At 72.8% G+C, this 24,087-nt stretch carries 22 protein-coding genes; 9 read left to right on the forward strand and 13 right to left on the reverse strand.

Going from position 1 to position 24,087, the window contains the following annotated elements; translation table 11 throughout:
• The first annotated feature begins 100 nt into the window (after nt 1–100).
• The gene (locus tag ACH9D3_RS10220; RefSeq protein WP_396410823.1) at nt 101–1,078 is read left to right on the forward strand and encodes an ABC transporter substrate-binding protein; all 978 of its coding nucleotides are present in this window, start codon (nt 101–103) and stop codon (nt 1,076–1,078) included.
• Here ACH9D3_RS10220 and ACH9D3_RS10225 read toward each other — a convergent pair.
• Entirely contained in the window at nt 1,075–2,136 is a 1,062-nt protein-coding gene (locus tag ACH9D3_RS10225; protein WP_396410824.1) for a patatin-like phospholipase family protein, read from the reverse strand. The two genes, ACH9D3_RS10220 and ACH9D3_RS10225, sit on opposite strands and share 4 nt — an antisense overlap.
• Nucleotides 2,137–2,532: 396 nt before the next feature.
• Complete coding sequence (locus tag ACH9D3_RS10230; protein WP_396399995.1) at nt 2,533–2,841, reverse strand: hypothetical protein; 309 nt, start codon at nt 2,839–2,841, stop codon at nt 2,533–2,535.
• 87 nt (nt 2,842–2,928) lie between these two features.
• Here ACH9D3_RS10230 and ACH9D3_RS10235 point away from each other — a divergent pair, with 87 nt between their 5' ends.
• Nucleotides 2,929–3,546 carry a methyltransferase domain-containing protein gene (locus tag ACH9D3_RS10235; protein ID WP_396410825.1) on the forward strand — a complete coding sequence of 206 codons (618 nt, stop codon included), beginning with the start codon at nt 2,929–2,931 and terminating at the stop codon, nt 3,544–3,546.
• Between the two features lie 127 nt (nt 3,547–3,673).
• Here the strand turns inward: ACH9D3_RS10235 and rplI are convergent, their stop codons facing one another.
• The 5 genes from rplI to ACH9D3_RS10260 form a co-directional block, all read right to left on the reverse strand.
• Complete coding sequence (gene rplI, locus ACH9D3_RS10240) at nt 3,674–4,123, reverse strand: 50S ribosomal protein L9 (RefSeq protein WP_298587300.1); 450 nt, start codon at nt 4,121–4,123, stop codon at nt 3,674–3,676.
• A 19-nt stretch (nt 4,124–4,142) separates the two neighbouring features.
• Nucleotides 4,143–4,379, reverse strand: coding sequence for a 30S ribosomal protein S18 (gene rpsR / locus ACH9D3_RS10245; RefSeq protein WP_396399998.1), 237 nt, complete (start codon nt 4,377–4,379; stop codon nt 4,143–4,145).
• A gap of 78 nt (nt 4,380–4,457) precedes the next feature.
• The gene (locus tag ACH9D3_RS10250) at nt 4,458–5,099 is read right to left on the reverse strand and encodes a single-stranded DNA-binding protein (protein WP_396400000.1); all 642 of its coding nucleotides are present in this window, start codon (nt 5,097–5,099) and stop codon (nt 4,458–4,460) included.
• A gap of 114 nt (nt 5,100–5,213) precedes the next feature.
• Complete coding sequence (rpsF, locus tag ACH9D3_RS10255) at nt 5,214–5,519, reverse strand: 30S ribosomal protein S6 (RefSeq protein WP_058873271.1); 306 nt, start codon at nt 5,517–5,519, stop codon at nt 5,214–5,216.
• Nucleotides 5,520–5,686: 167 nt separating this feature from the next.
• The gene (locus tag ACH9D3_RS10260; RefSeq protein ID WP_396410826.1) at nt 5,687–6,088 is read right to left on the reverse strand and encodes an NINE protein; all 402 of its coding nucleotides are present in this window, start codon (nt 6,086–6,088) and stop codon (nt 5,687–5,689) included.
• A gap of 274 nt (nt 6,089–6,362) precedes the next feature.
• Between ACH9D3_RS10260 and ACH9D3_RS10265 the strand changes: the two genes are divergently transcribed.
• The 4 genes from ACH9D3_RS10265 to ACH9D3_RS10280 are packed head-to-tail and all read left to right on the forward strand — an operon-like array spanning nt 6,363 to nt 12,812.
• On the forward strand, nt 6,363–7,391 hold the full coding sequence (locus ACH9D3_RS10265; RefSeq protein ID WP_396400003.1) for an extracellular solute-binding protein: 1,029 nt from the start codon (nt 6,363–6,365) through the stop codon (nt 7,389–7,391).
• On the forward strand, nt 7,388–9,079 hold the full coding sequence (locus tag ACH9D3_RS10270; protein WP_396400004.1) for an ABC transporter permease: 1,692 nt from the start codon (nt 7,388–7,390) through the stop codon (nt 9,077–9,079). Before ACH9D3_RS10265 ends, ACH9D3_RS10270 begins: the two co-directional genes overlap by 4 nt.
• Entirely contained in the window at nt 9,076–10,260 is a 1,185-nt protein-coding gene (locus ACH9D3_RS10275; RefSeq protein ID WP_396410827.1) for an ATP-binding cassette domain-containing protein, read from the forward strand. The genes ACH9D3_RS10270 and ACH9D3_RS10275 overlap by 4 nt, the downstream gene beginning before the upstream one ends.
• Before the next feature lie 23 nt (nt 10,261–10,283).
• Nucleotides 10,284–12,812, forward strand: a complete 2,529-nt coding sequence (locus ACH9D3_RS10280; RefSeq protein WP_396410828.1) for an AMP-binding protein — start codon at nt 10,284–10,286, stop codon at nt 12,810–12,812.
• On the opposite strand, the gene ACH9D3_RS10285 is transcribed toward ACH9D3_RS10280, so the two are convergent.
• The 6 genes from ACH9D3_RS10285 to ACH9D3_RS10310 form a co-directional block, all read right to left on the reverse strand.
• Nucleotides 12,793–13,923, reverse strand: a complete 1,131-nt coding sequence (locus tag ACH9D3_RS10285) for a hypothetical protein (RefSeq protein ID WP_396410829.1) — start codon at nt 13,921–13,923, stop codon at nt 12,793–12,795. The two genes, ACH9D3_RS10280 and ACH9D3_RS10285, sit on opposite strands and share 20 nt — an antisense overlap.
• 121 nt (nt 13,924–14,044) lie before the next feature.
• Nucleotides 14,045–15,061 (reverse strand): ABC transporter permease subunit, encoded by a 1,017-nt coding sequence (locus ACH9D3_RS10290; RefSeq protein WP_396410830.1) that lies wholly within the window; start codon nt 15,059–15,061, stop codon nt 14,045–14,047.
• On the reverse strand, nt 15,058–16,023 hold the full coding sequence (locus tag ACH9D3_RS10295; protein ID WP_396410831.1) for an ATP-binding cassette domain-containing protein: 966 nt from the start codon (nt 16,021–16,023) through the stop codon (nt 15,058–15,060). Before ACH9D3_RS10295 ends, ACH9D3_RS10290 begins: the two co-directional genes overlap by 4 nt.
• A 159-nt stretch (nt 16,024–16,182) precedes the next feature.
• Nucleotides 16,183–17,409 (reverse strand): glycosyltransferase 87 family protein, encoded by a 1,227-nt coding sequence (locus ACH9D3_RS10300; protein WP_396410832.1) that lies wholly within the window; start codon nt 17,407–17,409, stop codon nt 16,183–16,185.
• Nucleotides 17,406–18,665, reverse strand: coding sequence for a glycosyltransferase family 87 protein (locus ACH9D3_RS10305; RefSeq protein WP_396400015.1), 1,260 nt, complete (start codon nt 18,663–18,665; stop codon nt 17,406–17,408). The genes ACH9D3_RS10300 and ACH9D3_RS10305 overlap by 4 nt, the downstream gene beginning before the upstream one ends.
• The gene (locus ACH9D3_RS10310; protein ID WP_396410833.1) at nt 18,662–20,074 is read right to left on the reverse strand and encodes a CCA tRNA nucleotidyltransferase; all 1,413 of its coding nucleotides are present in this window, start codon (nt 20,072–20,074) and stop codon (nt 18,662–18,664) included. Before ACH9D3_RS10310 ends, ACH9D3_RS10305 begins: the two co-directional genes overlap by 4 nt.
• Before the next feature lie 123 nt (nt 20,075–20,197).
• On the opposite strand from ACH9D3_RS10310, the gene ACH9D3_RS10315 reads away from it, so the two are divergent.
• The 3 genes from ACH9D3_RS10315 to ACH9D3_RS10325 all read left to right on the forward strand — a co-directional run bounded on the left by ACH9D3_RS10315 (nt 20,198) and on the right by ACH9D3_RS10325 (nt 24,082).
• On the forward strand, nt 20,198–20,698 hold the full coding sequence (locus tag ACH9D3_RS10315; RefSeq protein ID WP_251333693.1) for an NUDIX domain-containing protein: 501 nt from the start codon (nt 20,198–20,200) through the stop codon (nt 20,696–20,698).
• A gap of 97 nt (nt 20,699–20,795) precedes the next feature.
• Complete coding sequence (locus tag ACH9D3_RS10320) at nt 20,796–22,415, forward strand: lipid II flippase MurJ (protein WP_396410834.1); 1,620 nt, start codon at nt 20,796–20,798, stop codon at nt 22,413–22,415.
• Nucleotides 22,416–22,651: 236 nt separating this feature from the next.
• On the forward strand, nt 22,652–24,082 hold the full coding sequence (locus ACH9D3_RS10325; RefSeq protein WP_396410835.1) for a hypothetical protein: 1,431 nt from the start codon (nt 22,652–22,654) through the stop codon (nt 24,080–24,082).
• The last annotated feature ends 5 nt before the right edge of the window (nt 24,083–24,087 follow it).

Genomic DNA, 24,087 nt, shown 5'->3' on the forward strand with positions numbered 1-24,087 from the left:
GGTTGGTTCTACGGTGAGGACACCGCTGTGCGTGAGGCACGTCACACCGGAGGCGCCGGCGCCGGGCGCCGGCAGGACCGACCCGAGGAAGAGGACCACCATGAAGCACCCGTTCGCCAGAGCAGCCGCCGCCGGAACCGTCCTGATGTTCGCCCTGACCGCCTGCGGTGGCGAGGAGACCCCCGCCGGGGGCGGCGGGGGCGGCGAGGAGCTGCAGCCCCTCACCATCGGCGTCATCCCCATCGCCCCGTCCGCGCCCGTGCAGCTGGCCCTCGACGAGGGCATCTTCGAGGAGCACGGCCTGGACGTCACGCTCGAGACCGCCCAGGGCGGCGCGGCCATGCTCCCGGCCGTCTCGGGCGGGTCCATGGACGTCGGCGTGGGCAACCCCCTCTCGGTCATCCTCGCCAAGGACCAGGGTCTCGACATGACGATCCTCAGCGGCTTCAGCAGCTCGATGCCCGAGGGCGAGGACATCACGGGTGTCGCCGCCAACCAGGACGCGGGCATCGAGTCCTGGGCCGACCTCGCCGGCAAGCGCGTCGCGGTGAACACCATCAACGGCCAGGGTGACCTGACCATCAAGGAGGCCGTGAGCCAGGACGGGGGCAACCCCGACGAGGTGAACTTCGTGGAGATGCCCTTCCAGGACATGCCGGCCCAGCTGGAGCGCGGGGAGATCGACGCCGCCTGGGTCCCGGAGCCGTTCCTGACCCAGCTGATCAACGGCGAGCAGACCGAGCTGGTCGGCTACAACTACCAGTACACGGTCCCGGGCCTCGACACCATGGTGACCTTCAGCAGCGCGACGTTCGCCGAGGAGAACCCGGAGGTCCTCGAGAACTACGACGCCGCGATGGAGGAGGCCCTCCAGTTCGCGCAGGAGAACCCCGACCGCGTGCGCGAGACGATCGTGAGCTTCCTCAACATGCCGGAGGAGGTCGCCGCCGACCTCCGGCTCGAGGAGTTCGACGCGGAGGTCGACCGCGACGAGATCGAGACGCTCGCCGAGCTGATGCTGAAGTACGACGTGATCGAGAACGAGGCCGACCTGGACGAGATCATCCAGGCGGACTAGGCCTCCGGGCCCGGCCGCGCCGGCGGGAACTCGTCGGCGCGGTCGATGGCCTCCTCGGTCATCCGCCGCCCCAGCTCGACGAGCTCCCCGGCGCGGTGGAAGTCCAGCAGCCGCCCCGCGCGCTTCGGCACGGTGACGAGCAGGTCCGGCGGATAGCCGGCCAGGCGGTAGCGCAGCACCATGGACTGCAGCACCTCGAGGGAGAGCTGCATGACGTCCAGCGTGCGCAGCCCGACCGGCAGGGCACCGAACACGTCCTCGGCGACCTCCTCCACCCCGGTTCCCGCGGCATCCTCGAGGGCGTCCGCCGGAGCCGCCCCGACCGGGCGCGGGAGCCGGAGCGGGACACTGCGGGCGCGCGTCTCCGCGACGCGCTCCAGGACGTTGCGCGTCAGCTCCCGGTCCAGGAGCTGGGAGGCGCCGCGCCGGAACCGCTCGGACCACTCCTCGGCGGGACGCACGGCGGCCGTCTCGTGGGCGGGCACCCGCCCCTCGCCGGACTGCAGCCCACCGGACAGGGAGATCGCCACGGTCACGTCCGCGCGGGTGGCGACGGTCGCGGCGATGGGCACAGGGTTCATGATCCCGCCGTCCGCGAGGAGCCGGCCGTTGAGCATGACCGGGGTGATGATGCTGGGCAGGGCGATCGACGCGCGCACGGCCACGTCCACCGGGCCCTCCTGGAACCAGACCTCCTTGCGGGCGAGCAGGTCCGTGGCCACGGCGGTGAAGGGGATGGGCAGGTCCTCGATGAGCGCGCCGTCGAGCAGCTCGCGCACCTTGGCCATGATCTTCGCCGCACGGATCGCCCCGGGCGCCGAGGGGGACGGGTCCAGCAGCCGGAGCACGTCGCGCTGGTTCAGCCCCTCCACCCACTGCGCGTACGCCTCCAGCTGACCGGCGGCGTGCAGCCCGCCCACGAGCGCCCCCATGGAGCTGCCCGCGACGGTGACGATCTCGTAGCCCCGCTCCTCCAGGACCTGGATGGCGCCGATGTGCGCGTAGCCGCGGGCGCCGCCGCTGCCCAGCGCCAGTGCCACGCGAGTGCGTGCGGACATCCGACGTTCCTTTCGCGCAGAGCCCGGCCACCGGGCCGGCAGGTCCTCCGAGCCTAGCCCGCCGTCCGCGCCCCGATGCGCACGGAGCCGGAGCACACTACCAGGGAGGAAAGTTTTCCACCCTGTGGACAACCCGTGGAAAACGCCGGGGACGGCTGTGCACAGGTTGGGGGCAACCCTGTGGAAAGTTATGCACAGGCAGAGGCCAATGTGCCTCTGACCTGGAGGAACCTTGGTGCACACCCTGTGCAGGGCGGGTCCGGAGGACGCCGGTGCCGTCCACAGCACCGGCGTGTCGACCGCCGGTTCCGGTGCAGGTCGGCGCCCCTCCCGGGGAGCGCACGACACGCCGCAGGGCACCCTGGGGAGCCCTGCGCGGGGAGCCCGGCGGAGGGATCACGCCACCGACGTGATCAGCGCCAGCCACAGCAGCGGGTGGCAGAGCACGGACAGGAGCAGCAGCACCAGGAAGCGGACCCGGGCGGACGCGAAGCCGATCGCCCCCGCGAGGGCCACGACCGCCGTCACGGTCGCCCCCACGGCCGCCGCGACGAACCCGAGCACGAAGAACGCCATGGAGGTCTCGGGCCCTCCGGAGTTCCCGCCCAGGAACGCCACGACAAAAGCCAGTACGGTGAAGAGCAGGCACCCCACGCCGAACCAGTACAGGGCGGACGGAGTGACGCGGGAGATCAGGGACGGCATGCACCCATTGTCACCCGGGCAGTCCGACGGCACCGCCGCACCGCCCCGCGCAGTCCCTGGAACGCCCGACCCGCCGAGGAGATCCCCGTGGACGACGACCAGAGCATGTGGGAGGACCGGTACGCCTCCGGCGCGCCCTCCCCCGACGGCCCCCTGCCCCACCCCGAGGTCGCGGCCCTCCTGGACCGGGCGGCCGGGGAGCGCGCGGGCGGTCCACCGACCGCCCTCGACCTCGGCGCGGGCTCCGGCCGTCACACCCTGGCCCTGGCGAGCGCCGGCTACGACCCCACGGCCGTGGACTTCTCCCCCAGCGCCGTGCGGACCATCAACGACGCCCTGGCGGAGCACGATCTGCCGGGGCGCGCCCTGATCGCGGACCTGCGGACCTGGGCCCCCGAGCAGGAGCAGCGCTCCGGACCCGACGTGGTGCCCCCGCGGTTCGACCTGATCGTCGCCGCGTACGTCCAGGTCGACCTCTCCCTGCTGCGCCGTGCCGCGGAGTGGCTGGTCCCCGGGGGCCGGCTGCTGTGGATCACGCACGCACCCGCCAGCGTCGTCGGGCCGCCACCGACCGTGCCCCGGCCGACCGTGCAGGAGACCGTCGCCGTGCTCGAGGGCAAGGGCCTGGACCTGCTGCGCGCCGAGCAGGTGCGCACCGGCGAGACCGCGCTCGACGTCGTCGTCGAGGCCGTCCGTCCCCGCTGACCGTCCCCGCTGACCGTCCCCGCTGACCGGACCCGTGGGCCCCGGGGGCGCGCGGCGGAGGCCGGGAACGCGGGAAGGGCCCCCGCGGCGCACCGCGGGGGCCCTTCCTCGTGTACTGCGAGACCGATCAGGCGGGGACGACCTCGAACTCGACGTTCGCGTTGACGTCCTCGTGCAGGCGCACGGAGGCCTGGTACACACCGGTGGTCTTGATGTGCTGGTTCAGCTCGACCTTGCGCTTGTCCACGGCGCCGAGGCCGGCGGCCTCGACGGCCTTGGCGACGTCCTCGGCCTTGACGGTGCCGAAGAGACGGCCCTCGGAGCCGGCCTTGACCGGGATGGTCACGGTGGCCGAGGTCAGCTTCTGCGCCAGGGCCTGGGCGTCCTCGAGCGAGGCGACCTCGCGCGCGGCACGGGCGGCCTTGATGCTCTCGATCTGCTTCTCGCCGCCGCGAGACCACGGGGTCGCGAAGCCGCGCGGGAAGAGGTAGTTGCGGGCGTACCCGTTCTTGACCTCGACCACGTCACCGGCAGCGCCGAGACCCGTGACCTCGGTCGTCAGGATGATCTTTGCCATGAGTGTCTGTCCTCTCTGATCAGCGGCCGGGGCCGGAGTAGGGCAGCAGCGCGACCTCGCGGGCGTTCTTGATCGCCAGGGCGATCTTGCGCTGCTCCTGCACGGTCACACCGGTGACGCGGCGGGCGCGGATCTTGCCGCGATCGGAGATGAACTTGCGCAGCAGCGCAACGTCCTTGTAGTCGATCTCAGTGACTTTGGCAGCCTTGAGCGGGTTCTGCTTTGGTTTGGGCTTACGGAGTTCAGCCTTGGCCATCGTGGTGCTCCTTGTTGTTCGAGTGGAGCCCGCGGCTTGTCACCGCGGGATGGGGTGGATGGGAATGGTGCGGAAGGTCTAGAAGGGCGGCTCGTCGTCCTGGCCGCTGCCCCAGTCGTAGTTCCCGCCGGAGGACTGGCTCCAGGGATCGCCCTGGGGCGCGGCCTGCGGCGCGGACTGGCGCCCGCCGCCGGAGCGGCCGCCCTGGCCGAAGCCGCCGCCGCCCTGCTGGCCGCCGCCGCCGAAGCCGGAGTCGCCCCCGAATCCGCCGCCGGCCGGGGCAGCGGCGCCGAAGCCGCCACCCTGCTGGCCGCCGCCGCCGCCGCCGAAGCCGCCACCGCCCTGCCCGCCGGAGCGGGCGTTGCGGTTGACCTTCGCCGACGCGTAGCGCAGCGAGGGACCGACCTCATCGACGTCGAGCTCGGTGACGGTGCGACGCTCGCCTTCCTTGGTCTCGTAGGACCGCGACTTGAGCCGACCCTGGACGATGACGCGCATGCCCTTCTGCAGGGACTCCGCCACGTTCTCGGCCGCCTCGCGCCACACAGAGCAGCGCAGGAACAGGGTCTCCCCGTCCTTCCACTCGTTGGACTGGCGGTCGAAGGTGCGGGGCGTGGACGCAACGGTGAAGTTGGCCACGGCCGCACCCGACGGGGTGAAGCGCAGCTCGGGGTCGGCGGTCAGGTTGCCGATTACGGTGATGACGGTGTCACCAGCCATGTGGACCTCCCGGGTCGAGGATTGTCGCGGTCGTGCGGGACGTGCTGGGATCTCTGGAAGCATCTCACCGAAGGCCCCTTCACGGGCACCCTCGGCGATCGGTCCGTGAGGTCCCTACTCGGCCGAGATCTTCTGCTCTTCCGGGCGGATGATCTTGGTGCGCATGATGGCCTCGTTGAGGTTCAGGACGCGGTCGAGCTCCTGGGTGGTCTGCGGGGTCGCGGTGAAGCGGACCACCGCGTAGATGCCCTCGGTCTTCTTCTGGATCTCGTAGGCGAGGCGACGACGGCCCCAGATGTCGACGTTGTCGACGGTCCCGTTGTCCTTGGTGACGACATCGAGGAACTTCTTGAGAGTCGGCTCCACGGCACGATCCTCGACCTCGGGGTTGATGATCACCATCAGTTCGTACTCACGCATGTTCGAACCCACCTCCTTCGGGCTGAGCGGCTGCGGTCCTTCCGCAGCAGGAGGTTCTTGTAGCGTCGTCCGCGCGCCGGCGCCGCACGTCGGGCGGCGGGCACACAGACCTCCCAACACTACTACACCCGGGCGGGCGGGCGGAACGGCGTGCTCCGGTACCGGACTCAGTACCGGTAGGCGCTGCGCGCGATGGTGGCATTCACGTACGCCGTCCGGAACGGCATGGTGACAATGTCCAGCAGCATCAGGAACGCCCACGGGATGAGGAACAGGATCCCGACGCCGATCCCCGCCAGGGTCCAGCCGAGGCCGCCGAGGAACAGGTAGATCAGGCCCCAGATCGGCTGGCGCAGGTAGAACTTGTGGATGCCCAGCCAGCCGAGGAAGAACCACAGGACGTAGGCGAGGACCACGGACTTCCCGCCCACCACGTTCACCACGGGCGGTCCGGCGGGGGCCCCGCGGCCGCCCCCGGACGGCTGCCCGTAGGGTGCTCGGGCGTACCCGGCGCGGCCGGGGTCGTTGTTCAGCGGGACGGGGCGGTAGTACTCGGGCTCGGGAGCCACGCGGGTCCTTTCACGGCGGGCGGATGTCGGGAGTCGTCCGGGCGGACGGTCCCACCGGTTCAACGACACGTCGCGGAGCACTATTCCGGGCCGCGGACCGTCGCCGGGTCCCGGACCGCCGGGCCGGCTCCTCCCGGGAGCCGCTCGCCGCCGGGTTGCCGGGCTGCCCGGGCCCCGGGGACGGCACGAGGACGATTCCCATTAGGTTACGCTTTTCTTGTCAAATGATCGCCGTGCGGTCCTCCGACCGCCGCACCCTCAGGAAGAGGCCTCGATGCGTCGTCGTTCCCTGTACGCCACCACCGGCATCCTGACCGCGCTGACGGCGGTGGTCACGGGCTGCGGCACGCTCGGTCTGGGCGAGCAGCCCGCCGACCTGCAGATCTACTCGGCGCGGCACTACGACCTCGAGGGCGCGTTCGGCGAGTTCACCGACGAGACCGGCATCAGCGTCGAGTTCATCACGGGCGACGACGCCGAGCTCCTCGAGCGGCTCAAGGCGGAGGGCGAGGACAGCCCGGCGGACGTGTTCATGACCGTGGACGCGGGCAACCTCTGGAACGCCGCCCGGCAGGACGAGCTGGCCGCGCTGGACTCCGCGGCCCTCGACGAGGCGGTCCCCGAGGACCTGCGCGACCCCCAGGGCCGGTGGTACGGGCTGGCGATGCGCGCACGCACCGTGACCTACAACCCCGACAACGTGGACACCGCGGAGTTCGACACCGAGGAGACCTACGCGGGGCTGGCCGACCCGAAGTGGCAGGGCCGGCTGTGCATGCGGGACGCCACCTCGGCCTACACCCAGTCCCTCGTGGCGAGCCTGATCGACCTGCACGGCCGGGAGCGGGCCCTCGAGATCGTCGAGGGGTGGGTGGACAACGACGTGCAGATCATGAGCAACGACATCCTGCTCCTCGAGGCCATCGACGCCGGGACGTGCGACGTGGGGATCAACAACCACTACTACCTCGCGCGGACCCTCGAGGAGAACCCCGACCTGGGCGTCGACCTCTTCTGGGCCAGCCAGGACGGCGCCGGCACGCACGTGAACATCTCCGGGGCCGGCGTGGTCGAGGGCTCCGACAACGCCGAGGACGCCCAGAGGCTCATCGAGTGGCTCGCGACCGACGGGCAGAACGCGTTCGTGGACGCCAACCACGAGTTCCCGGTCAACCCCGCGGTGGAGCCCGCGCCCACGATCGCGGCCTTCGGCGAGTTCGAGCGCATGCCCCTGAACGCCGAGGCCTACGGGGACCTCAACGCGGAGGCCGTCGACCTGCTGGCCGAAGCCGGATACCAGTGACCGAACCCGCCGTCCTCGCGGACACGAGGACACCGGCCCGCCGACCACGCCGGGCGCCCGGCTCCGGGCGCCCGGCGTGGTCGGTGCTCGTCGTCCTCGTGGCCGTGGTGGTGGCCACCCCGGTCCTGGCGGTGGTCGTGGACGGCCTGGGCAGCCTGGGCACCACGACCCCGCCGCGCGGCCTGGGCCGGATGGTGCTCACCACGCTCCTGCTGATGCTGGGCGTGGGCGCGGGCACCCTCGTGGTGGGCGGCGGACTCGCGTGGCTCGTGACCGCCTTCCGCTTTCCCCTGCGGGACGTCCTGGTCTGGCTGCTGGTGCTGCCGCTGGCCATGCCGGCCTACATCCTCGGCTTCGTGTTCCTGTCCGTCTTCGACGTGGCCGGGCCGGTCCAGGGGGCCCTGCGCTCCGTCCTGGGGCCGGACGTGTGGGTGCCCGAGGTCCGCTCGCTGCCGGCCGCGGTGCTCGTGATGTCCCTGACGCTCTACCCGTACGTCTACCTCCTGGCGCGCTCCGCGCTGGTCGAGCAGACGACCGGGACCTACGACGCCGCGCGGACCCTGGGCGCCGGCCGGGGTCGCGCACTCCGGCGGGTCCTGGTCCCCCTGGCCCGGCCCTCCCTCGCGGCGGGACTGGCGCTCGTGATGATGGAGACGCTCACCGACTTCGCCACGGTGCAATACTTCAACGTGCAGACGGTCTCCGTGGGCGTCTACCTGGTGTGGAAGGGCACCTTCGACTTCCACTCCGCCACCCAGCTGGCCGTGCTCGTGCTGCTGTTCGCCGTGGCCGTGCTGACCGGCGAGCGGCTGCTCCGGGGACGGGCCCGGTTCCACCAGCGGGGCGGCCGCGGGCAGGGCCTGCAGCCGCGGCGGCTCACCGGCTGGCGCGCCTGGGGCGCCACGCTGCTGGCCCTCTCCGCCCTCTCCGCCGGGTTCATCGTGCCCGTGCTGCAGCTGCTCGTGTGGGCCGTCGGGGAGGCTCTCGGCAACCCCGACTCCCTCTCGGACCCGCGCTTCGCGCAGTACCTCGGCAACAGCCTCGTGGTCGCCGGGATCGCCGCCGTGGCCTGCGTGGCGCTCTCGCTCGCCGTCGCGCACGGGGTGCGGATGGGCGGCGGCCCGGTGGTCGCCTCCGCGGCGCAGCTCACGACCTTCGGCTACGCCGTGCCCGGTGCCGTGGTGGGCATCGGCGTCCTCATCGCCTTCGCGGGGCTGGACACCGCGCTCGAACGGGCCGGCGTGCCCGGGGGCACGGGGCTGCTGGTGACGGGCTCGGTGCTGGGCATCCTCTACGCCTACGTGATCCGCTTCCTCGCCCCGGCCTACCAGGCCGTGGACGCGAGTCTGGCCAAGATCTCCCCCGCCGTCACCTTCTCCGCGCAGAGCCTCGGGGCGTCCCCGCTGCGGGTCCTCACCCGGGTGCACCTGCCCATCGCCCGGCCGGGGGTCGCCACGGCCCTCGTCCTCGTGGTGATCGACGCCGTCAAGGAGCTTCCGATCGTGCTGCTCCTGCGCCCGTTCGGCTTCACCACGACCTCCGTGTGGGTCTACGAGCTGGCGCGCGAGAACTTCTGGGAGAAGGCGGCCCTGCCGGCGCTGGTGATCGTGGCGGCGGCGGTCGTGCCCGTGTTCGTCCTCGTCCGGCAGGCCCACCGAGCGGACCACCACGGAGAGGTGCCCCGATGACCGTGCGGACCACGAGCCCGCGGACCGCGTCCGGCGGCCGGGACACCGTGCCCGCCCTCGTCCTCGACGGGCTGGGCAAGCACTACGGGTCCTCCGTGGGCGTCAGCGGACTGGAGCTGACGGTCCCGCCCGGCGAGCTGGTGACGCTCATCGGCCCCTCCGGCTGCGGCAAGTCCACCACGCTGCGCCTCGTGGCGGGTCTCGAGCGGCCGGACGAGGGCACCATCCGCATCGCCGGGGACGTGGTGGCGGACCGGCGCCGGTTCCAGGAGCCCGAGCGGCGGCGGGTGGGACTGGTCTTCCAGGACCACGCCCTGTTCCCGCACCTGACCGTCGCGAAGAACGTGGCCTTCGGCCTGGACCGGCTCCCGCGCGCCGAGCGGCGGACCCGCGTGGGCGAGGTCCTCGAGCTCGTGCGGCTGGGACACCTCGCGCACCGCTATCCCCACGAGCTCTCCGGCGGCGAGCAGCAGCGCGTGGCGCTGGCCCGGGCGCTGGCCCCCCGCCCCGCCGTGGTGCTCCTCGACGAGCCGTTCTCGAGTCTCGACGAGTCGCTGCGCGCACAGGTGCGCCGGGACACCGTGGCCACGCTGCGCGAGACCGGCACCACCGCGGTGCTGGTCACCCACGACCAGACCGAGGCCCTGTCGGTGGGCCACCGCGTGGTGGTGATGCACGACGGGGTGATCGAGCAGGCCGACACCCCGGAGCAGGTCTTCGAGCACCCCGCCACCCGGTTCGTGGCCTCCTTCATGGGGGACGCGGACTTCCTGCCCGCACGCGTCCACCGTGCCCTGCTCACCTGCGAGATCGGCATCGTCTCCACCGTGCCGGGGTGGGCGGACAGCGACGTCGACGTCGACGTCGTCCTGCGGCCCCACGAGGTGGCGCTGAAACCGGACCCGGGCTCCCCCGTGCGGGTCAGCGCGGTCGAGTACCACGGCGCGTTCGTGCTGCACCACGTCCGGCTCGCCTCCGGGCGCACGCTGCGCTCCTGGCAGCCCCACAGCGTGCGCCACCCGGTGGGGACCCCGGTGTCGGTCACGGTCACGGCGGGGACCACCCCCACCCTGCTCGTCGACGACCGGGCCGTCACCGTCCCGCCGCTGCGGTCCCCCGACGGCACGACGAACCGGCGGTCCCGCATGTCGGACGAATTAGGTAAGACTTTCCTTCGCTAACGGTTTTCTCTAGCCTGGTGCACGTGACCACCCACCCTGACCTCGCCCGGGTCGCCTTCGCGGCCCGCCTCGCCCGCCACGGGGACCGGCCCGCCGTCCTCACGGACGGGCACGTCCTGAGCTACCGGGAACTGGCCGAGCGCGTCGACGACGTGGCCGCCCGCCTGGGCACGGAGCGCCGGTTGGCCGTGCTCGAGGCGTCCAACGACGTCGACTCGCTCGTGGCCTATCTCGCGGCGCTGACCGCGGGCCACCCGTTGCTGCTGGTCCCGGCGGACAAGCCGGCGGCCGTGGCGTCGCTCGTGGCCGCCTACGACCCGGACGTCGTGCTCCGGTCCGGGAACGGGACGCCCGTCGTCGACGAGCGGCGTCCCGGCACCCGGCACGAGCTGCACCCGGACCTGGCGCTGCTGCTGAGCACGTCCGGCTCGACGGGATCGCCCAAGCTCGTCCGCCTCTCGCACCGGAACCTGGACGCCAACGCCGAGTCGATCGCCGAGTACCTGGGGATCGGCCCCGACGACCGCGCCGCCACGACGCTGCCGATGTCCTACTGCTACGGGCTGTCGGTGCTCAACAGCCACCTGTCGCGCGGGGCGAGCCTGGTGCTGACGGACCTGTCCGTGGTCGACCCGTGCTTCTGGGAGCTGTTCCGGGACCGTGCGGCGACGTCCTTCGCGGCCGTGCCGTACACTTTCGACCTCCTCGAGCGCGTGGGCTTCGCCGAGATGGACCTGCCGCACCTGCGCTACGTCACCCAGGCGGGCGGGCGGCTCGCCCCGGACAAGGTCCGCCACTGGGCGCGGGTCGGCGAGCAGGCCGGCTGGGACCTGGTGGTCATGTACGGGGCGACGGAGGCCACCTCCCGGATGGCGTACCTGCCGCCGGAGCTGGCCGAGCGACGCGCGGGGACGATCGGGGTGCCGATCCCGGGCGGGGCGTTCCGCATCGACCCGGTGGACGGGATGGAGCACGGTGAGCTCGTCTACACCGGGCCCAACGTCATGCTCGGCTACGCCGAGCAGCCGGAGGACCTCGCAGCGGGGCGGACGGTCGAGGAGCTGCGCACCGGGGACCTCGCACGCCGCCACCCGGACGGGCTGTACGAGGTCGTGGGGCGGCGCAGCCGGTTCGTGAAGATCGTGGGTCTGCGCGTGGACCTCGGACAGGTCGAGCGGATCCTCTCCGACCTCGGGGTGACCGCGGCCGCCGCGGGCTCCGACGAGCGGCTGGTCGTGGCCGCCGAGGACGTGCAGGACACGTCCCTGCTCACCAAGCTCGTCGCCGAGAGCATCGGCCTGCCCCGCCCGGCCGTCGTGGTGCACGCGGTCGAGCAGCTGCCCCGCCTGGGCACCGGCAAGGTGGACTACCCCGCCGTCGCCGCCCTCGGTGCTCCCCCCGCCGTGGCACCGGCGCACGGGGCCCGGGCGGAGGGGCCCGAGGACGTGAAGCGGATCTACGCCGAGGTCCTCGACCGTCCCGACGTCGGCGACGACGACACGTTCGTCTCCCTCGAGGGGGACTCGCTGTCCTACGTGGCGGCCTCCGTGCGGCTGGAACAGGCCCTGGGGCAGCTCCCGCCGGACTGGCACCTCATGCCCGTCCGGGACCTGGCCCCCCGTCCCGTGCGGCGCGGACGGCGGCTCGTGTCGTTCCTGGAGACCAGCATCGTGCTCCGGGCCGTGGCCATCGTGTGCATCGTGACGACGCACGTGGAGATCTTCACGTTCCAGACCGCCCACGTGCTCTTCGCCGTGGCCGGCTACAACTTCGCCCGCTTCCAGCTCCACGGGAGCCGGCTCCCGCGCCTGCGGCGTCAGCTGCGCAGCCTCGGGCGGGTGGTCGTGCCGTCCGTGGCCTTCATCGCCGTGGCCCACCTGCTCACCGACGACTACACGCTCGCCAACGTCCTGCTGCTCAACGGCATCGTCGGACCCCAGGAGCTCACCTCCCAGTGGCACTTCTGGTTCGTCGAGATGCTCGTCTACGTCCTCGTGGCCGTGACGGCGCTCATGGCCCTGCCGTGGGCCGACCGCGCCGAGCGGCGCTTCCCGCTGGCCTTCCCGCTCGCGCTCCTCGCGATCGGACTGGTGAGCCGGTACGACATCGTGGACCCGGGACTGCCCAAGCCCGCGCCGGTCTTCTGGCTCTTCGCCCTGGGCTGGGCGACGGCCCGGGCGCGGACGACCCTGGAACGGTCCCTCGTCACCCTGCTGACCCTGCTGACCGTGCCGGGCTACTTCGACAGCACGGTCCGGGAGCTCACCGTGATCACCGGTGTCCTGCTGCTGCTGTGGGTGACGGCCCTGCCCGTTCCGGCCGGCCTGCGGCGCATCACGGGGTGGCTCGCCGCGGCCTCCCTGTACATCTATCTCACCCACTGGCTGGTCTACCCCGCTCTGGTGCCGGTCTCGCCCCTCCTCGCCGTGGTCGCCTCACTCGTCGCCGGCATCGCCTACTGGGTCCTGGTCGAGCGCGTCATGGTCGGGTTCCGGCGCACGCCGGAGCCGACGCCGGGGGGTCGGCCCGCGGCTACTGCGGACCCACGGTGATCTCCGCGCTCTGCCCCGTGGAGCGCACGGTGGCGCGGACGGGGAACTCGATCCTCTCCGTGACCGGCTCCCCGTCCTCCAGGTAGCTGAGCCGCGCCTCCGCGGGTCGGTACGGGTCCGCCGTCCAGCGCAGCGGGTCCTCCGGGTCCGGGACCAGGAGCAGGGACGGCCGCGAGACCAGCTGCCACTGCACCCCGGAGATCTCCGGGCCCGCGTCCCCGGGCGCCGGTGGTGCCGCGGCGGAGGATCCGAGCGGATCCTGCGGCTCCCCGTGGCGCCGGGACGAGGGGCACTCCTCCGGGGACAGCTCCTCCGACGCCATGCAGTCCTCGAGCCACTGCTCGATCCGGTCGTCGACCTCCTGCCACATCCGCGGCGAGGGCTCGATCCGCAGCGAGGCCGTGACCGGTCGGGGATCCCGGAACGCCACGGTGACCGGCTCCAGCGGCGGATCCGTCACGTAGTAGGAGTCGCCCGGCAGCCCGATCGCGTAGTCCCCCGGCAGGGCCTCGAAGCGCCACGCGCCGCCGGGTCCCCGGGGGTCGGGCACCCGTTCGTCCTCGTCGGGGCGGACGCTCTCCCCGTTCACCGAGAGCTCGTCGAGCGGGGCGGGCAGGTGGATCGAGAGCGGGGCCGCGTCCGGGGAGTCCAGCTCCCACGCGTCGTTGAAGGGGCCGGTCCGCTCCACCCGGTGCACCTGGTAGACATGGGTCTCCTCCCGGACCCGGGTGCCGTCCGGTCCGTCCCACCACACGCGCGCCCGCACCTCGGCGTGGCTCTCGCCGAGGTCCACGCCCAGGATCTCGTGGCCGTCGATCCGCCCGGCCGCGCCGCGGTACACGCGGTTGGAGAAGATGCTCAGGGTGGGATCCGCGACCACGGCCTCCGTGAGGGACAGCAGCTGCCGCGAGCGCCCGTTCTCGAGCCCGCCGAGCCAGGCCTCCACGGGGTGCTGCGGCTCCCGGTCGACGAAGACCCAGTTGACCACGGAGCTGAACACGGTCACGAGGACGACGACGACCGTCAGCCAGTGCAGCAGCGCCCTGCGCAGGCCACGGGCGTCGACCGCGGACAGGGCCTCGCCGGCCTCCCGCTCCCGTGACACCGACACCGCAGCTCCCGTCCCCCGCCGATCCGACCGGCGCCCGTGCCGGGCCCCGGTGGTCCGGGCCGCGTCCCGGCCCGCCAGCTCACATCGTAGGGCCGGCGCCGCCGCGGCGGCGGGAGGAGCGTCAGAGCGCGCGCCTCCTGGTGACCAGGATGCCGGCCAGCACGAACAGCACACCCCAGGCGCCGTAGACGAGACCGGACTCGAGGTGGTTGAGGACGGCGTCCGAGGGCTGGTACACCGAGGTGAACTGAGCCCCGGCCGAGGTCGGGGAGTAGGGCTTCAGGTCCTCGAGCCACTCGAAGGACAGGGCGAAGAGCACGCCCTCCAGGACCAGCAGCAGCACGACGAGGACCACGATCCCCCAGGTGGTGGACTTGAGCAGGGCGCCCAGGCCGAAGCCCATCCAGGCGGTGATCATGTAGAACAGGCCCACGGCGAGGACGTTCAGCAGCACGGCCTCCTGGAGCACGTCGTAGCCGAGGTCCGCCCCGGCCAGGAGCGGCTGCACCAGCAGGTGGCACAGGAGGGCGCTGAGCACCCCGAACAGGAGCGCGGCCACGGAGAGGACCACCACCTTGGCGAGCAGCACCGGGGTGCGCCGCGGCACCGCCGTCATGGTCGTCTGGATGGAGCGGGTGGCGTACTCGGAGCCGATGAACAGCACGGCGAGCGCGCCGAGGAGCAGCATCACCAGCTGCAGGCCGCCGTTGGCGCTGGTCATCGCCAGGTACTCGCTGAAGGTCATGCCGTCGGGCAGGGCCAGGCCGGAACCCTCCGCCATCTGCTGCTCGGACTGGACCACGAACTCGTCCCGCTGCTGCTGGACCTCCTCCTCGGTGAGCCCGAGCTCCTCCGGGGAGCGGCCCTCCAGCATGGCGTCGACCTGCTCCTGGGCCATCTGCTCGTTGATGGCCTGCGTGGTCGTGGTGCTCCAGGCGCCCAGCGCCGCGAAGCCGAGGGACAGCAGCAGCGCCACGACGAGCAGGATCCAGTGCGAGCGCAGGGAGCGGAACTTGATCCACTCCGAGCGCAGGACGCGGCCGAAGCCCAGCCGCACGCCGGACGAGGGTCCGGGGGTCCCGGCGGGATCGGGGGCGCCGGCCTGCGGGCGCGGGGCGGTCGAGGTGCTGGTGCTCATGCTCGGTCTCCGGTTCGTGCGTCGGCGCCCGCCCAGGGCGCCGGGTCGGTCGGGGCGGGAGCGCCGCCGGAGCGGTACTCGACCTCGTCCTGCGTCATGGCCATGTAGACGTCCTCGAGGGTCTCGGTCTGCGGGGTGAGCTCGTAGAGCAGCACCCCCTGGGCCAGCGCGGCCTCGGCGATGCGCCGCGGCTCGGGACCCGTGACGAGGACCCCGTCGTCGTCGAACGGCGCGGTCTCGGCGTCCGTCCCGTGCAGGGCGCGGCGCAGGGCCTCCCGGTCGGTCGTGCGCACCCGGGTGCGCGTGCGGCCCCCGGCGAGGATCTGCCCGATGGGCGCGTCCGCGAGGATCCGGCCCCGGCCGATCACCACCAGGTGGTCGGCGGTCTGGGCCATCTCGGACATGAGGTGGGAGGACAGGAAGACCGTGCGGCCCTCCGAGGCGAGGTACCTGGCGAGGTGGCGGACCCACACGACGCCCTCGGGGTCCAGCCCGTTGACGGGCTCGTCGAGGATCACGGTGTGCGGGTCCCCGAGCAGCGCCGCGGCGATGCCCAGCCGCTGGCCCATGCCGAGGGAGAACCCGCCCACCCGCTTGTCGGCCGCGGCCCCGAGACCCGTGAGCTCCACGACCTCCTGGACCCGGGACCGGGGGATGCCGTGGGTCGCGGCGAGCGCGGACAGGTGGGCGCGGGCGGTCCGCCGGGGGTGGACGGCCTTCGCGTCGAGCAGCACCCCGACCTCCGCGAGCGGGGCCCGGTGCTGGACGTACGGCCTGCCGTTGACCCGGGTGTGCCCCCGGGTGGCGGACTCCAGCCCGACGACGAGGCGCATCGTGGTCGACTTGCCGGCCCCGTTGGGGCCCAGGAACCCGGTGACCCGGCCGGGCCGGACCGTGAAGCTGACGTCGTCCACCGCCGTCTTGCCACCGTAGGTCTTCGTCAGGTTCTCGATCTCGATCACCGGCGCTCCTCCCGAGCACTCGTCGTTTCCCTCTGCGACCAACCTACGGGAGCGCGGGCACGGTCCGGCACCACCGGCAGGCTGAGGCCGGGCGGGCGCGTCGGCGGCGGCCTCCCCCGCCCGGCGGAGACGGGACGGGGCGGCGCTCCCGCGCGCGGCTCAGCCGTCCCCGGAGGTCCCGCCCCGCCGTGCCCGGCCGCCGCGGAGGACGTCGACCGACACGAGGACCACGAGGAGGACCAGGAACAGCACGCGGACCACGGCGAGCAGGTCCTGCACGTCCCAGCCGATCAGGCCGATCCACGGCAGCACCGGCCACGACGGCTCCGGCAGGACCAGGGTGGCCCACCACAGCACCTCGACGAGCTGCCAGGCGGCGAACTCGGGCCAGCTGCGCCGGCTGAGCACCACGAGGGGCGCGAGCCACAGCACGTGGACGAGCGAGTAGCTGCGGCCGGACAGCACGAGCACGGCCAGCAGCAGGAAGGCGATCTGGACGACGCCGGGCTCCTGCCGGGTGAGCAGGGTCAGCACCAGCACCGCCACGAAGCCCAGCACGAGGGCCAGGAGCACGTACTGACCCGCCGCTGCCGGGTCCGGGACCTCGCCCGTGCGCGCCTGCTCCAGGCGGTCCCACACGCTCCACGGCGAGGAGCCCCCGACGGGCCGGTCCCCCGACCCGCCGAACTGGCGGCTCCACCGGTCCGGCGCCGTCAGCAGGAACGGGCCGTTGACCAGCACCCAGGCGAGCACGGTGCCGCCCAGGACCATCCCGAGGTCCCGGGCCTGCCGGTACCGCACGGCCAGCAGCAGCACGGCCAGGAGGACCACGAGGGGGAACAGCGCCACGGAGGCCGCGAGGCCCAGGACGATGCCCGCCGGGAGGGGACTTCCGCGGACGTGGAGCAGCAGGGCCAGCAGCATGAGGAGCACGGCCCACAGGTCCCACGTGCCGAAGCCCACGAGGGCGGCCACCGGTGCGAGCGCCAGCACGGCCGCGTCCGTCCGGCGCCCTCCGGAGAGCGCGGCGACCGCCGCCACCGTGGCGATCCACACGAGGGCCAGGAGCACCGCGGAGAGGTCCGCGAACACGCCCCGGTCCATGTCCGCACCGAGCAGCGCGGCGAGCCGGCCGACCACCGTGGTGATCATGCCGACCAGGGCGGGCTGGTCCCCGCTGGGCCCGCCCGTGAAGAACCCGCCGGCGCCGGAGGGCTCCCCGGGTGCGATCCCGGTGGCGCACAGCGCGGGCAGGCTCTCCTCCGCGCCCCACCCGGGGACCCGGCAGGGCAGCCGCAGCAGCCAGGCCGTCATGACCGTGTAGAGGCTCAGGGCGACCAGCAGCGCGCCCCGACCGCCCCGGAACCGGTCGCCCAGCGGGCTCACGGGCTCCCTCCGCGTCCGCGCAGCACGTCCGCGACCACCCGGACCACCAGGTAGGCCACCGCGACCGTGTGCAGGGCCACGGCGGTGAAGTAGACGTCCTCGGCGAGCGCGAGCCCGTCCCCGCCCTCGGTCATGTGCCCCAGCCAGTTGAACACCGCGACCCAGTGGAAGACCTCGACGAGCTGCCAGACCACGAACTCCGCGACCCGGGGCCGGGCCAGGAGCACGAGGGGCACGAGCCAGATCACGAACTGCGGCGAGTAGACCTTGTTGGACAGCACGAACGCCGCCAGCACGAGGAACGCGAGCTGCTCCAGCCGCGGCTCCTCGCGCGCCACGAGCCCGAGGACCAGGATCAGGACGCAGGCGAGGGTGAAGCCGGCGAGGGCCAGGACGTTGATCCCCTCGGCCGAGATCAGCGGGATGCCCAGCCGCGGCGCCGCGACGTCGTTCCACCAGTGCCACACGGAGGAGAAGCCGGCGCCGCGGTCCTGGCTGAACTGCCAGAACCAGCCCCACTGGACCGGGTCCAGCAGCGCGAAGGGGAGGTTCACGGCCGCCCAGGTCCCCGCGGTGCCGGCGGCCGCCCGGAGCGCGGGCCCCGCCTCGCGGCGCCGGACGGCCAGCACGACGACCGCCCCCAGCAGCAGGAACGGGAAGAGCTTGAACGCGGTGCCCACGCCCAGCAGGATCCCGCCGAGCCACCACCGGTCCCGGCGGAACGCGAGCAGGGCGGCCACGGTGCAGAGCACCGGCCACAGGTCCCAGTTGATGAACCCGGTGACGACCACGGCGGGCGCCAGTGCCGCGAGCACCGCGTGCCCGGGATGGGCCACCATCCGGCCCAGCACCAGCACGATGCCCACCCAGACGGCGGCCAGCAGCAGGGCGTTGACGTCGAAATATATGCCTTGACCGACATGCACACTGGTCAGGGGGTTGAGGGCATGCGCCAGGACACCGGTGGAGCTTGCCACGACGGTCTGCAGGACGGGATACTCCAGCAGTGCCGAGGGATCCAGGTAGGGAAACCGCCCCTCGGCCATGCCGCGGGAGGCATACAGGACGGGGAAGTCCGAGTAGCAGAGGCGCCGGAAGGTGCCCGGCTCCTCCCAGGACACCAGCCGGCACGGGAGCTTGGTCAGGTAGGCCAGCAGCGCGGCGTGGAGCGCGAGACCGGCCAGTGTCCACGGCCCGATCGCGAGCAGCGGGGGACGCCCGGCGTCCCGGCCGGCCGTGCCGGTCCGGGTGCTCACAGGGCGTCCGCCGCCCAGGCCCGCAGCCGCCGCTCGGCCTCGTCCGGCCCGAGCTCGCCCTCGTCCAGGCGCAGGTCCAGCAGGAACTTGTAGGCCCGCCCCACGGCGGGCCCCGGCGGGATGCCGAGCACGGCCATGATCTGCTCGCCGTCCAGCTCGGGCCGCACGGCCTCGAGCTCCTCGCGGGCCGAGAGGTCCGCGATCCGCGCCTCGAGGTCGTCGTAGGCGGCGGCCAGCCGGGCCACCTTCCGCCGGTTCCGGGACGTCACGTCCGCCCGCGTGAGGCGGTGCAGCCGGTCGAGGTACTCCCCCGCGTCCCGGACGTAGCGGCGCACGGCGGAGTCGGTCCACTCCGCGTCCCCGTAGCCGTAGAAGCGCATGTGCAGCTCCACCAGCCGGCCCACCGTCCTGATGGTGTCGTTGTCGAAGCGCAGGGCCCGCATGCGCTTGGCGGTCAGCTTCGCGCCCACCACCTCGTGGTGGCGGAAGCTCACGGCGCCGTCGGTCTCGAAGCGCCGGGTCGCGGGCTTGCCGACGTCGTGCATGAGGGCGGCGAAGCGCAGCGGGAAGTCGGGGCCGGGCACGGGGCCGTCCGGGCCGGACTCCAGGGACGCCGCCTGCTCCATGACGGTCAGGGAGTGCTGGTAGACGTCCTTGTGCCGGTGGTGCTCGTCCGTCTCGAGCTGCAGCGCGGGCACCTCCGGGAGCACGACGGCGGCGAGCCCCGTGCTCACCAGGAGGTCGACGCCCTTCCGGGGCCGGCACCCGCAGACCAGCTTGACGAGCTCGTCCCGCACGCGCTCGGCCGAGACGATCGCGATCCGCTCCGCCATGCCGGTCATGGCGGTGCGCACCTCGGGCGCGACCTCGACGTCGAGCTGGGAGGCGAAGCGCGCGGCGCGCATCATGCGCAGGGGGTCGTCCGAGAAGGAGTCCTCCGGGGCGCCGGGGGTGCGCAGCGCACGGGCGTGCAGGTCCTTGATCCCGCCGTGCGGGTCCACGAGCTCCAGGCCGGGCAGCCGCAGCGCCATGGCGTTGATCGTGAAGTCCCGGCGGAACAGGTCGTCCTCGAGCGAGTCCCCGAACGCCACCTGCGGCTTCCGGGAACCGGTGTCGTAGGCCTCCGCCCGGTACGTGGTCACCTCGAGCTGGGCGTCGCCCCGGCGCATCCCGATGGTCCCGAAGGCGCGGCCGATCTCCCACACCGCGTCCGCCCACCCCGCGACCACGGCGAGCGTCTCGTCGGGCGTCGCGTCGGTGGTGAAGTCCAGGTCCAGGGCGGGCCGGCCGAGGAAGAGGTCCCGCACCGGACCGCCCACGAGGGACAGCTCGTGGCCGGCCGCGGCGAACCGCCGCCCCAGGTCGAGGGCGGCGGGGTGGATCGTGTGGGCGTCGGGGAGCTGCGTCATGGTGCCGCCCATTGTTCCAGACCCGGGGGTGCCGGCCCGGCCGCGGCGGCCCCGCCGGGAGCGCCCGGGGACCCCCTCCTGCGCTCCCGCGGGAGCCCGGACGATTGTGGCAAGGTAGTGGACATGGCTTTCCCCGTCCCCAGCGCACCGAAGAAGCGGCCGACCGCGCCGGCCGCTGCGCTGCCCACGGTCGAGGAAGTCTCGGCCGGGGGGATTGTCGTCGACCTCGGCACGCCGTCCCATCCGGTGGCCATCATCGCCCGGATCAACCGGGGCGGACGCCTGGAGTGGTGCCTGCCCAAGGGCCACCCGGAGAACGAGGAGACCAACGAGGAAGCCGCGATCCGCGAGATCGAGGAGGAGACCGGGATCGCCGGCGAGGTGCTGAGCCCGCTGGGCAGCATCGACTACTGGTTCACGGTCTCCGGGCACCGCGTGCACAAGACGGTGCACCACTTCCTGCTGCGCGCCACGGGCGGTCACCTCACCACGGACAACGACCCGGACCACGAGGCCGTGGACGTCGCGTGGGTGAACATCGACGACCTCGGCCGGAAGCTGTCCTTCCCCAACGAACGGCGGATCGCCGACATCGCCCGTGAATACATCATCCACCAGCTCTGAGCCGGCCGGCGCCGAGCCGGCGCCGACCCCCGGGGCGGCCGGCTCTCCCGCCGGGGCTCCCCCGGCCCGGCGCTCGGGAGCGGCGTCCAGCGCGATCATGGCCTCGGGCACGCTCGTCTCCCGCGCGCTCGGCTTCCTGAAGGTCGTCCTCATCACGGTGGCCATCGGCTCCGTCACGACCGTCTCCGACGTGTTCGAGCTCGCAAACACCCTGCCGAACCTGATCTACGTCCTCGTGGCGGGCGGCGTCTTCAACGCCGTCCTGGTGCCCCAGATCATCAAGGCGTCCAAGGCCGACGACGACGGGGCCGACTACATCTCCCGCCTGATGACCCTCGCCGTGCTCGCCCTGCTGGGCGTGACGGCGGTCGTGGTGCTGCTGGCCGGACCCATCGTGCGCACCATGGGCACCGACTGGACCGAGGCGCAGCTGTCCCTCGGGATCACCTTCGCGCTGTTCACCTTCCCGCAGATCTTCTTCTACGGCCTGTACACCGTGGTGGGCCAGGTGCTCAACGCCCGCGGGGCGTTCGGCTGGTACATGTGGGCGCCGGTGGTCAACAACGTGGTGGCCATCGCGGCGCTGCTCGTGTTCGTCCAGCAGTTCGGCGCCTACCAGCAGGATCCGCACACGCTCGAGAACTGGTCGCCGGCCAAGACGTTCTGGCTGGCGGCCATGGCCACCGCGGGCGTCGCCGCCCAGGCCCTGGTGCTGTTCTGGCCGCTGCGCCGGCTCGGGCTGGGACTGCGGCCGCGGTTCGGCTGGCGCGGCATCGGGCTCTCCACCGCGGCGCGGCTCGCGGGCTGGACCCTGGCCACGGGCATCATCGCCAACCTGGCGTTCCTGGCCCTGACGAAGGTCGCCGCCATCCCCACCGGCTACCGCCCGGAGTACCTCGCCATGGACCCCCCGCAGCAGATCCCGGGCGTGGCGGCCCTCAACCAGGCGTCGATGCTCTACTCCCTGCCGCACGGGGTGATCGGGCTGTCCATCGCCACGGTGCTGTTCAACCGGATGGCCGCGGCCTCCGCCGACGGGGACCGGGACGGCATGGTCGCATCCCTGTCCTCGAGCTTGCGCATCACGGGCGTGGCGACGGTCTTCGCCACGGTCGCCCTCGTGGTCTTCGCCGGGCCGCTCGGCATGCTCTTCAGCGGCGGTGTCCCGTCCGCGGGCGCCGTGATCGGCCAGGTGGTCGCGGTGATCGCCGTCGGTGCGCCCTTCATGTCGATCTCCTTCATGCTCGGCCGGGCGTTCTACGCCCAGGAGGACGCCCGCACCCCCTTCCTGGTGCAGATCGGGGTCGCGCTGTTCACGGTGGCCTGCGCCCTGCTGATCTGGTCGTTCGTCCCGCCGGACCTCATCATCTTCGCGGTCGCCGCGTGCTACGCCGCCCAGAACGTGCTGAGCACGCTGATCTACCACGCGGTGCTGGTCCGCCGGATCGGCGACTACGGCGTCGCCCGGATCGTGGACGCCCACGTGCGGATCCTGCTGGCGTCCCTGCTCGCCGGCGTCGTGGGCGCCGCGGTCCTGTTCTCGCTGGGCGGCTACGACCCCGACGGCTTTCCCTGGAACGACCAGCTGACCGCGGTCGCGACCCTCGCCGTCGGCGGGACCGCCATGGGGATCGCCTACCTGGGCGCCCTGAAGCTGTGCCGCGTGCGGGAGCTCGACGGCCTCGTTCGCCCGCTCCTGGCCCGGCTCGGCCGCTGACCGTCCCCGTGACGCCGTGACGCCGTGACGCCGTGACGCCGTGACGCCGTGACGCCGTGACGCCGTGACGCCGTGACGCCGTGACGCCGTGACGCCGTGACGCTGTGACGCTGTGACCAGGGTCTCGGCCACGGAGCGCCGGGACCGGTAAAGTGCTGTGTGGCCGGTGACGCCCGGCCACCCCCACCCGCGAGTTCCGGCCCCCGCCGCGAATTCCCGACCCCCAGGGAGCCAACGTGCCCGCACCGATGAAGCTCGGTTCCGTCCTCGGCGGCCGCTACAAAGTGGTCTCCGACGTGCTGGCCACCGCCGAGGGCGACCACGTGCTCGAGGGCCAGGACCAGATCCTCGGCCGCCGCGTCTCGATCCTCCTGCCCGCGGAGCGGCACACGTCCCTGCTGGTCGAGAACGCCCGCTCGATGGCCAGCGGGAGCATCGGCGCCCCCTTCCAGATCCTGGACATGGGGCAGGCGGAGGCGCACACCTACCTCGTGACCTCGCACACCCCGGCCGCGGACATGCTGGACTCCCTGCTCGTGGAGCCGGACGACCTGGAGGACGACTCCCTCAGCGACGACATCTTCGGCGCCCCGCGCGGCAGCGGCAGCTCCTCCTACGTGTACGACGAGCCGGACCCCACCCGGCCGACGCCCGTGGTCGCGACCGAGCCCTCCGACGACCTCGGCGGTGCGGCCCCCGTGCCCAAGGTCACCCGGTGGCAGGACGACGACTCGTACGACGACGCCGCACCCGCGCCTGCGGTGCGCACCCGCCTGGGCCGGCCCGTGCGGGCCAGCGCCACCTCGACCCGCTCCACCCTCTTCGACCGTGCGGCGGCGAGCGGCACGGCGGCCACCGCCGTGCGCACCGCCGGGACGGACATCGACCCCGGCTACGACGGGGACAACCGCTACCACGACTACGACGAGCGCCCGGCCGCGCCCCACCGGGGAGAACCGGCCGCCGCGCCCGCGCCGCCGCGCGAGCCGGGAAACCCGCCGCAGACCCAGAAGGGCGGCAGGGGCCTGCTGCTGCTCCTGGCCCTGCTGCTGGTCCTGCTGATCGGTGCCGTGGTGTTCAGCTTCGACCGGCTGGGCGAGCTCTTCGCCGGGACGGACGACCCGGCACCCGTGGTGGACGCCCGCGCCGAGGACCAGGGCGTCGAGGCGCCGGCGGAGCCGAGTGCCGAGCCGGAGACCCCGGCCGCGGACCCCGAGCCCGTCGCCGTGACGCGCCTGGTGCCCACCGACCCGGACTTCATGGCCGACCAGGACGCCCGCCTGGGTCAGGTGGTCGACGGCAACCCGTCCACCTACTGGATCAGCTACGGGTTCTCCGACCAGGACTTCGGCAACCAGACGCCGAGCGTGGGCCTGGCGGTCCAGCTCGAGGAGCCCGCGCCGGTGGAGACGCTGCAGCTCCAGCAGGCCGCCGCCTCGGGCGGCCTGTTCGACGTGTACGTCAACGACTCCCCGAGCCTCGACGGGGCCCAGCAGGTGGCCTCCGGCTCGTTCACCGGCCCGGAGATCACCGTTCCGCTCGCGGCGGCGGCCCAGGACGAGGAGCACGAGTACGTGATCGTGAACTGGACCCAGCTGCCGCAGCTGACCAACCCCATCGCCGGGTTCGACTACGGCCTGCGGATCGGTGAGATCCAGCTCGAGTGAGGTCC

The sequence above is a fragment of the Kocuria kalidii genome (genome assembly GCF_044462225.1).
GTDB classification, from domain to species: Bacteria; Actinomycetota; Actinomycetes; order Actinomycetales; family Micrococcaceae; genus Kocuria; species Kocuria kalidii.

What these genes read in the sequence shown, in the direction of transcription:
- ACH9D3_RS10220 (WP_396410823.1), top strand. Translation starts at nt 101, where the DNA reads ATGAAGCACCCGTTCGCCAGAGCAGCCGCCGCCGGAACCGTCCTGATG.
- ACH9D3_RS10225 (WP_396410824.1), bottom strand. Translation starts at nt 2,136, where the DNA reads ATGTCCGCACGCACTCGCGTGGCACTGGCGCTGGGCAGCGGCGGCGCC.
- ACH9D3_RS10230 (WP_396399995.1), bottom strand. Translation starts at nt 2,841, where the DNA reads ATGCCGTCCCTGATCTCCCGCGTCACTCCGTCCGCCCTGTACTGGTTC.
- rplI (WP_298587300.1), bottom strand. Translation starts at nt 4,123, where the DNA reads ATGGCAAAGATCATCCTGACGACCGAGGTCACGGGTCTCGGCGCTGCC.
- rpsR (WP_396399998.1), bottom strand. Translation starts at nt 4,379, where the DNA reads ATGGCCAAGGCTGAACTCCGTAAGCCCAAACCAAAGCAGAACCCGCTC.
- ACH9D3_RS10250 (WP_396400000.1), bottom strand. Translation starts at nt 5,099, where the DNA reads ATGGCTGGTGACACCGTCATCACCGTAATCGGCAACCTGACCGCCGAC.
- rpsF (WP_058873271.1), bottom strand. Translation starts at nt 5,519, where the DNA reads ATGCGTGAGTACGAACTGATGGTGATCATCAACCCCGAGGTCGAGGAT.
- ACH9D3_RS10265 (WP_396400003.1), top strand. Translation starts at nt 6,363, where the DNA reads ATGCGTCGTCGTTCCCTGTACGCCACCACCGGCATCCTGACCGCGCTG.
- ACH9D3_RS10275 (WP_396410827.1), top strand. Translation starts at nt 9,076, where the DNA reads ATGACCGTGCGGACCACGAGCCCGCGGACCGCGTCCGGCGGCCGGGAC.
- ACH9D3_RS10290 (WP_396410830.1), bottom strand. Translation starts at nt 15,061, where the DNA reads ATGAGCACCAGCACCTCGACCGCCCCGCGCCCGCAGGCCGGCGCCCCC.
- ACH9D3_RS10310 (WP_396410833.1), bottom strand. Translation starts at nt 20,074, where the DNA reads ATGACGCAGCTCCCCGACGCCCACACGATCCACCCCGCCGCCCTCGAC.
- ACH9D3_RS10315 (WP_251333693.1), top strand. Translation starts at nt 20,198, where the DNA reads ATGGCTTTCCCCGTCCCCAGCGCACCGAAGAAGCGGCCGACCGCGCCG.
- ACH9D3_RS10320 (WP_396410834.1), top strand. Translation starts at nt 20,796, where the DNA reads ATGGCCTCGGGCACGCTCGTCTCCCGCGCGCTCGGCTTCCTGAAGGTC.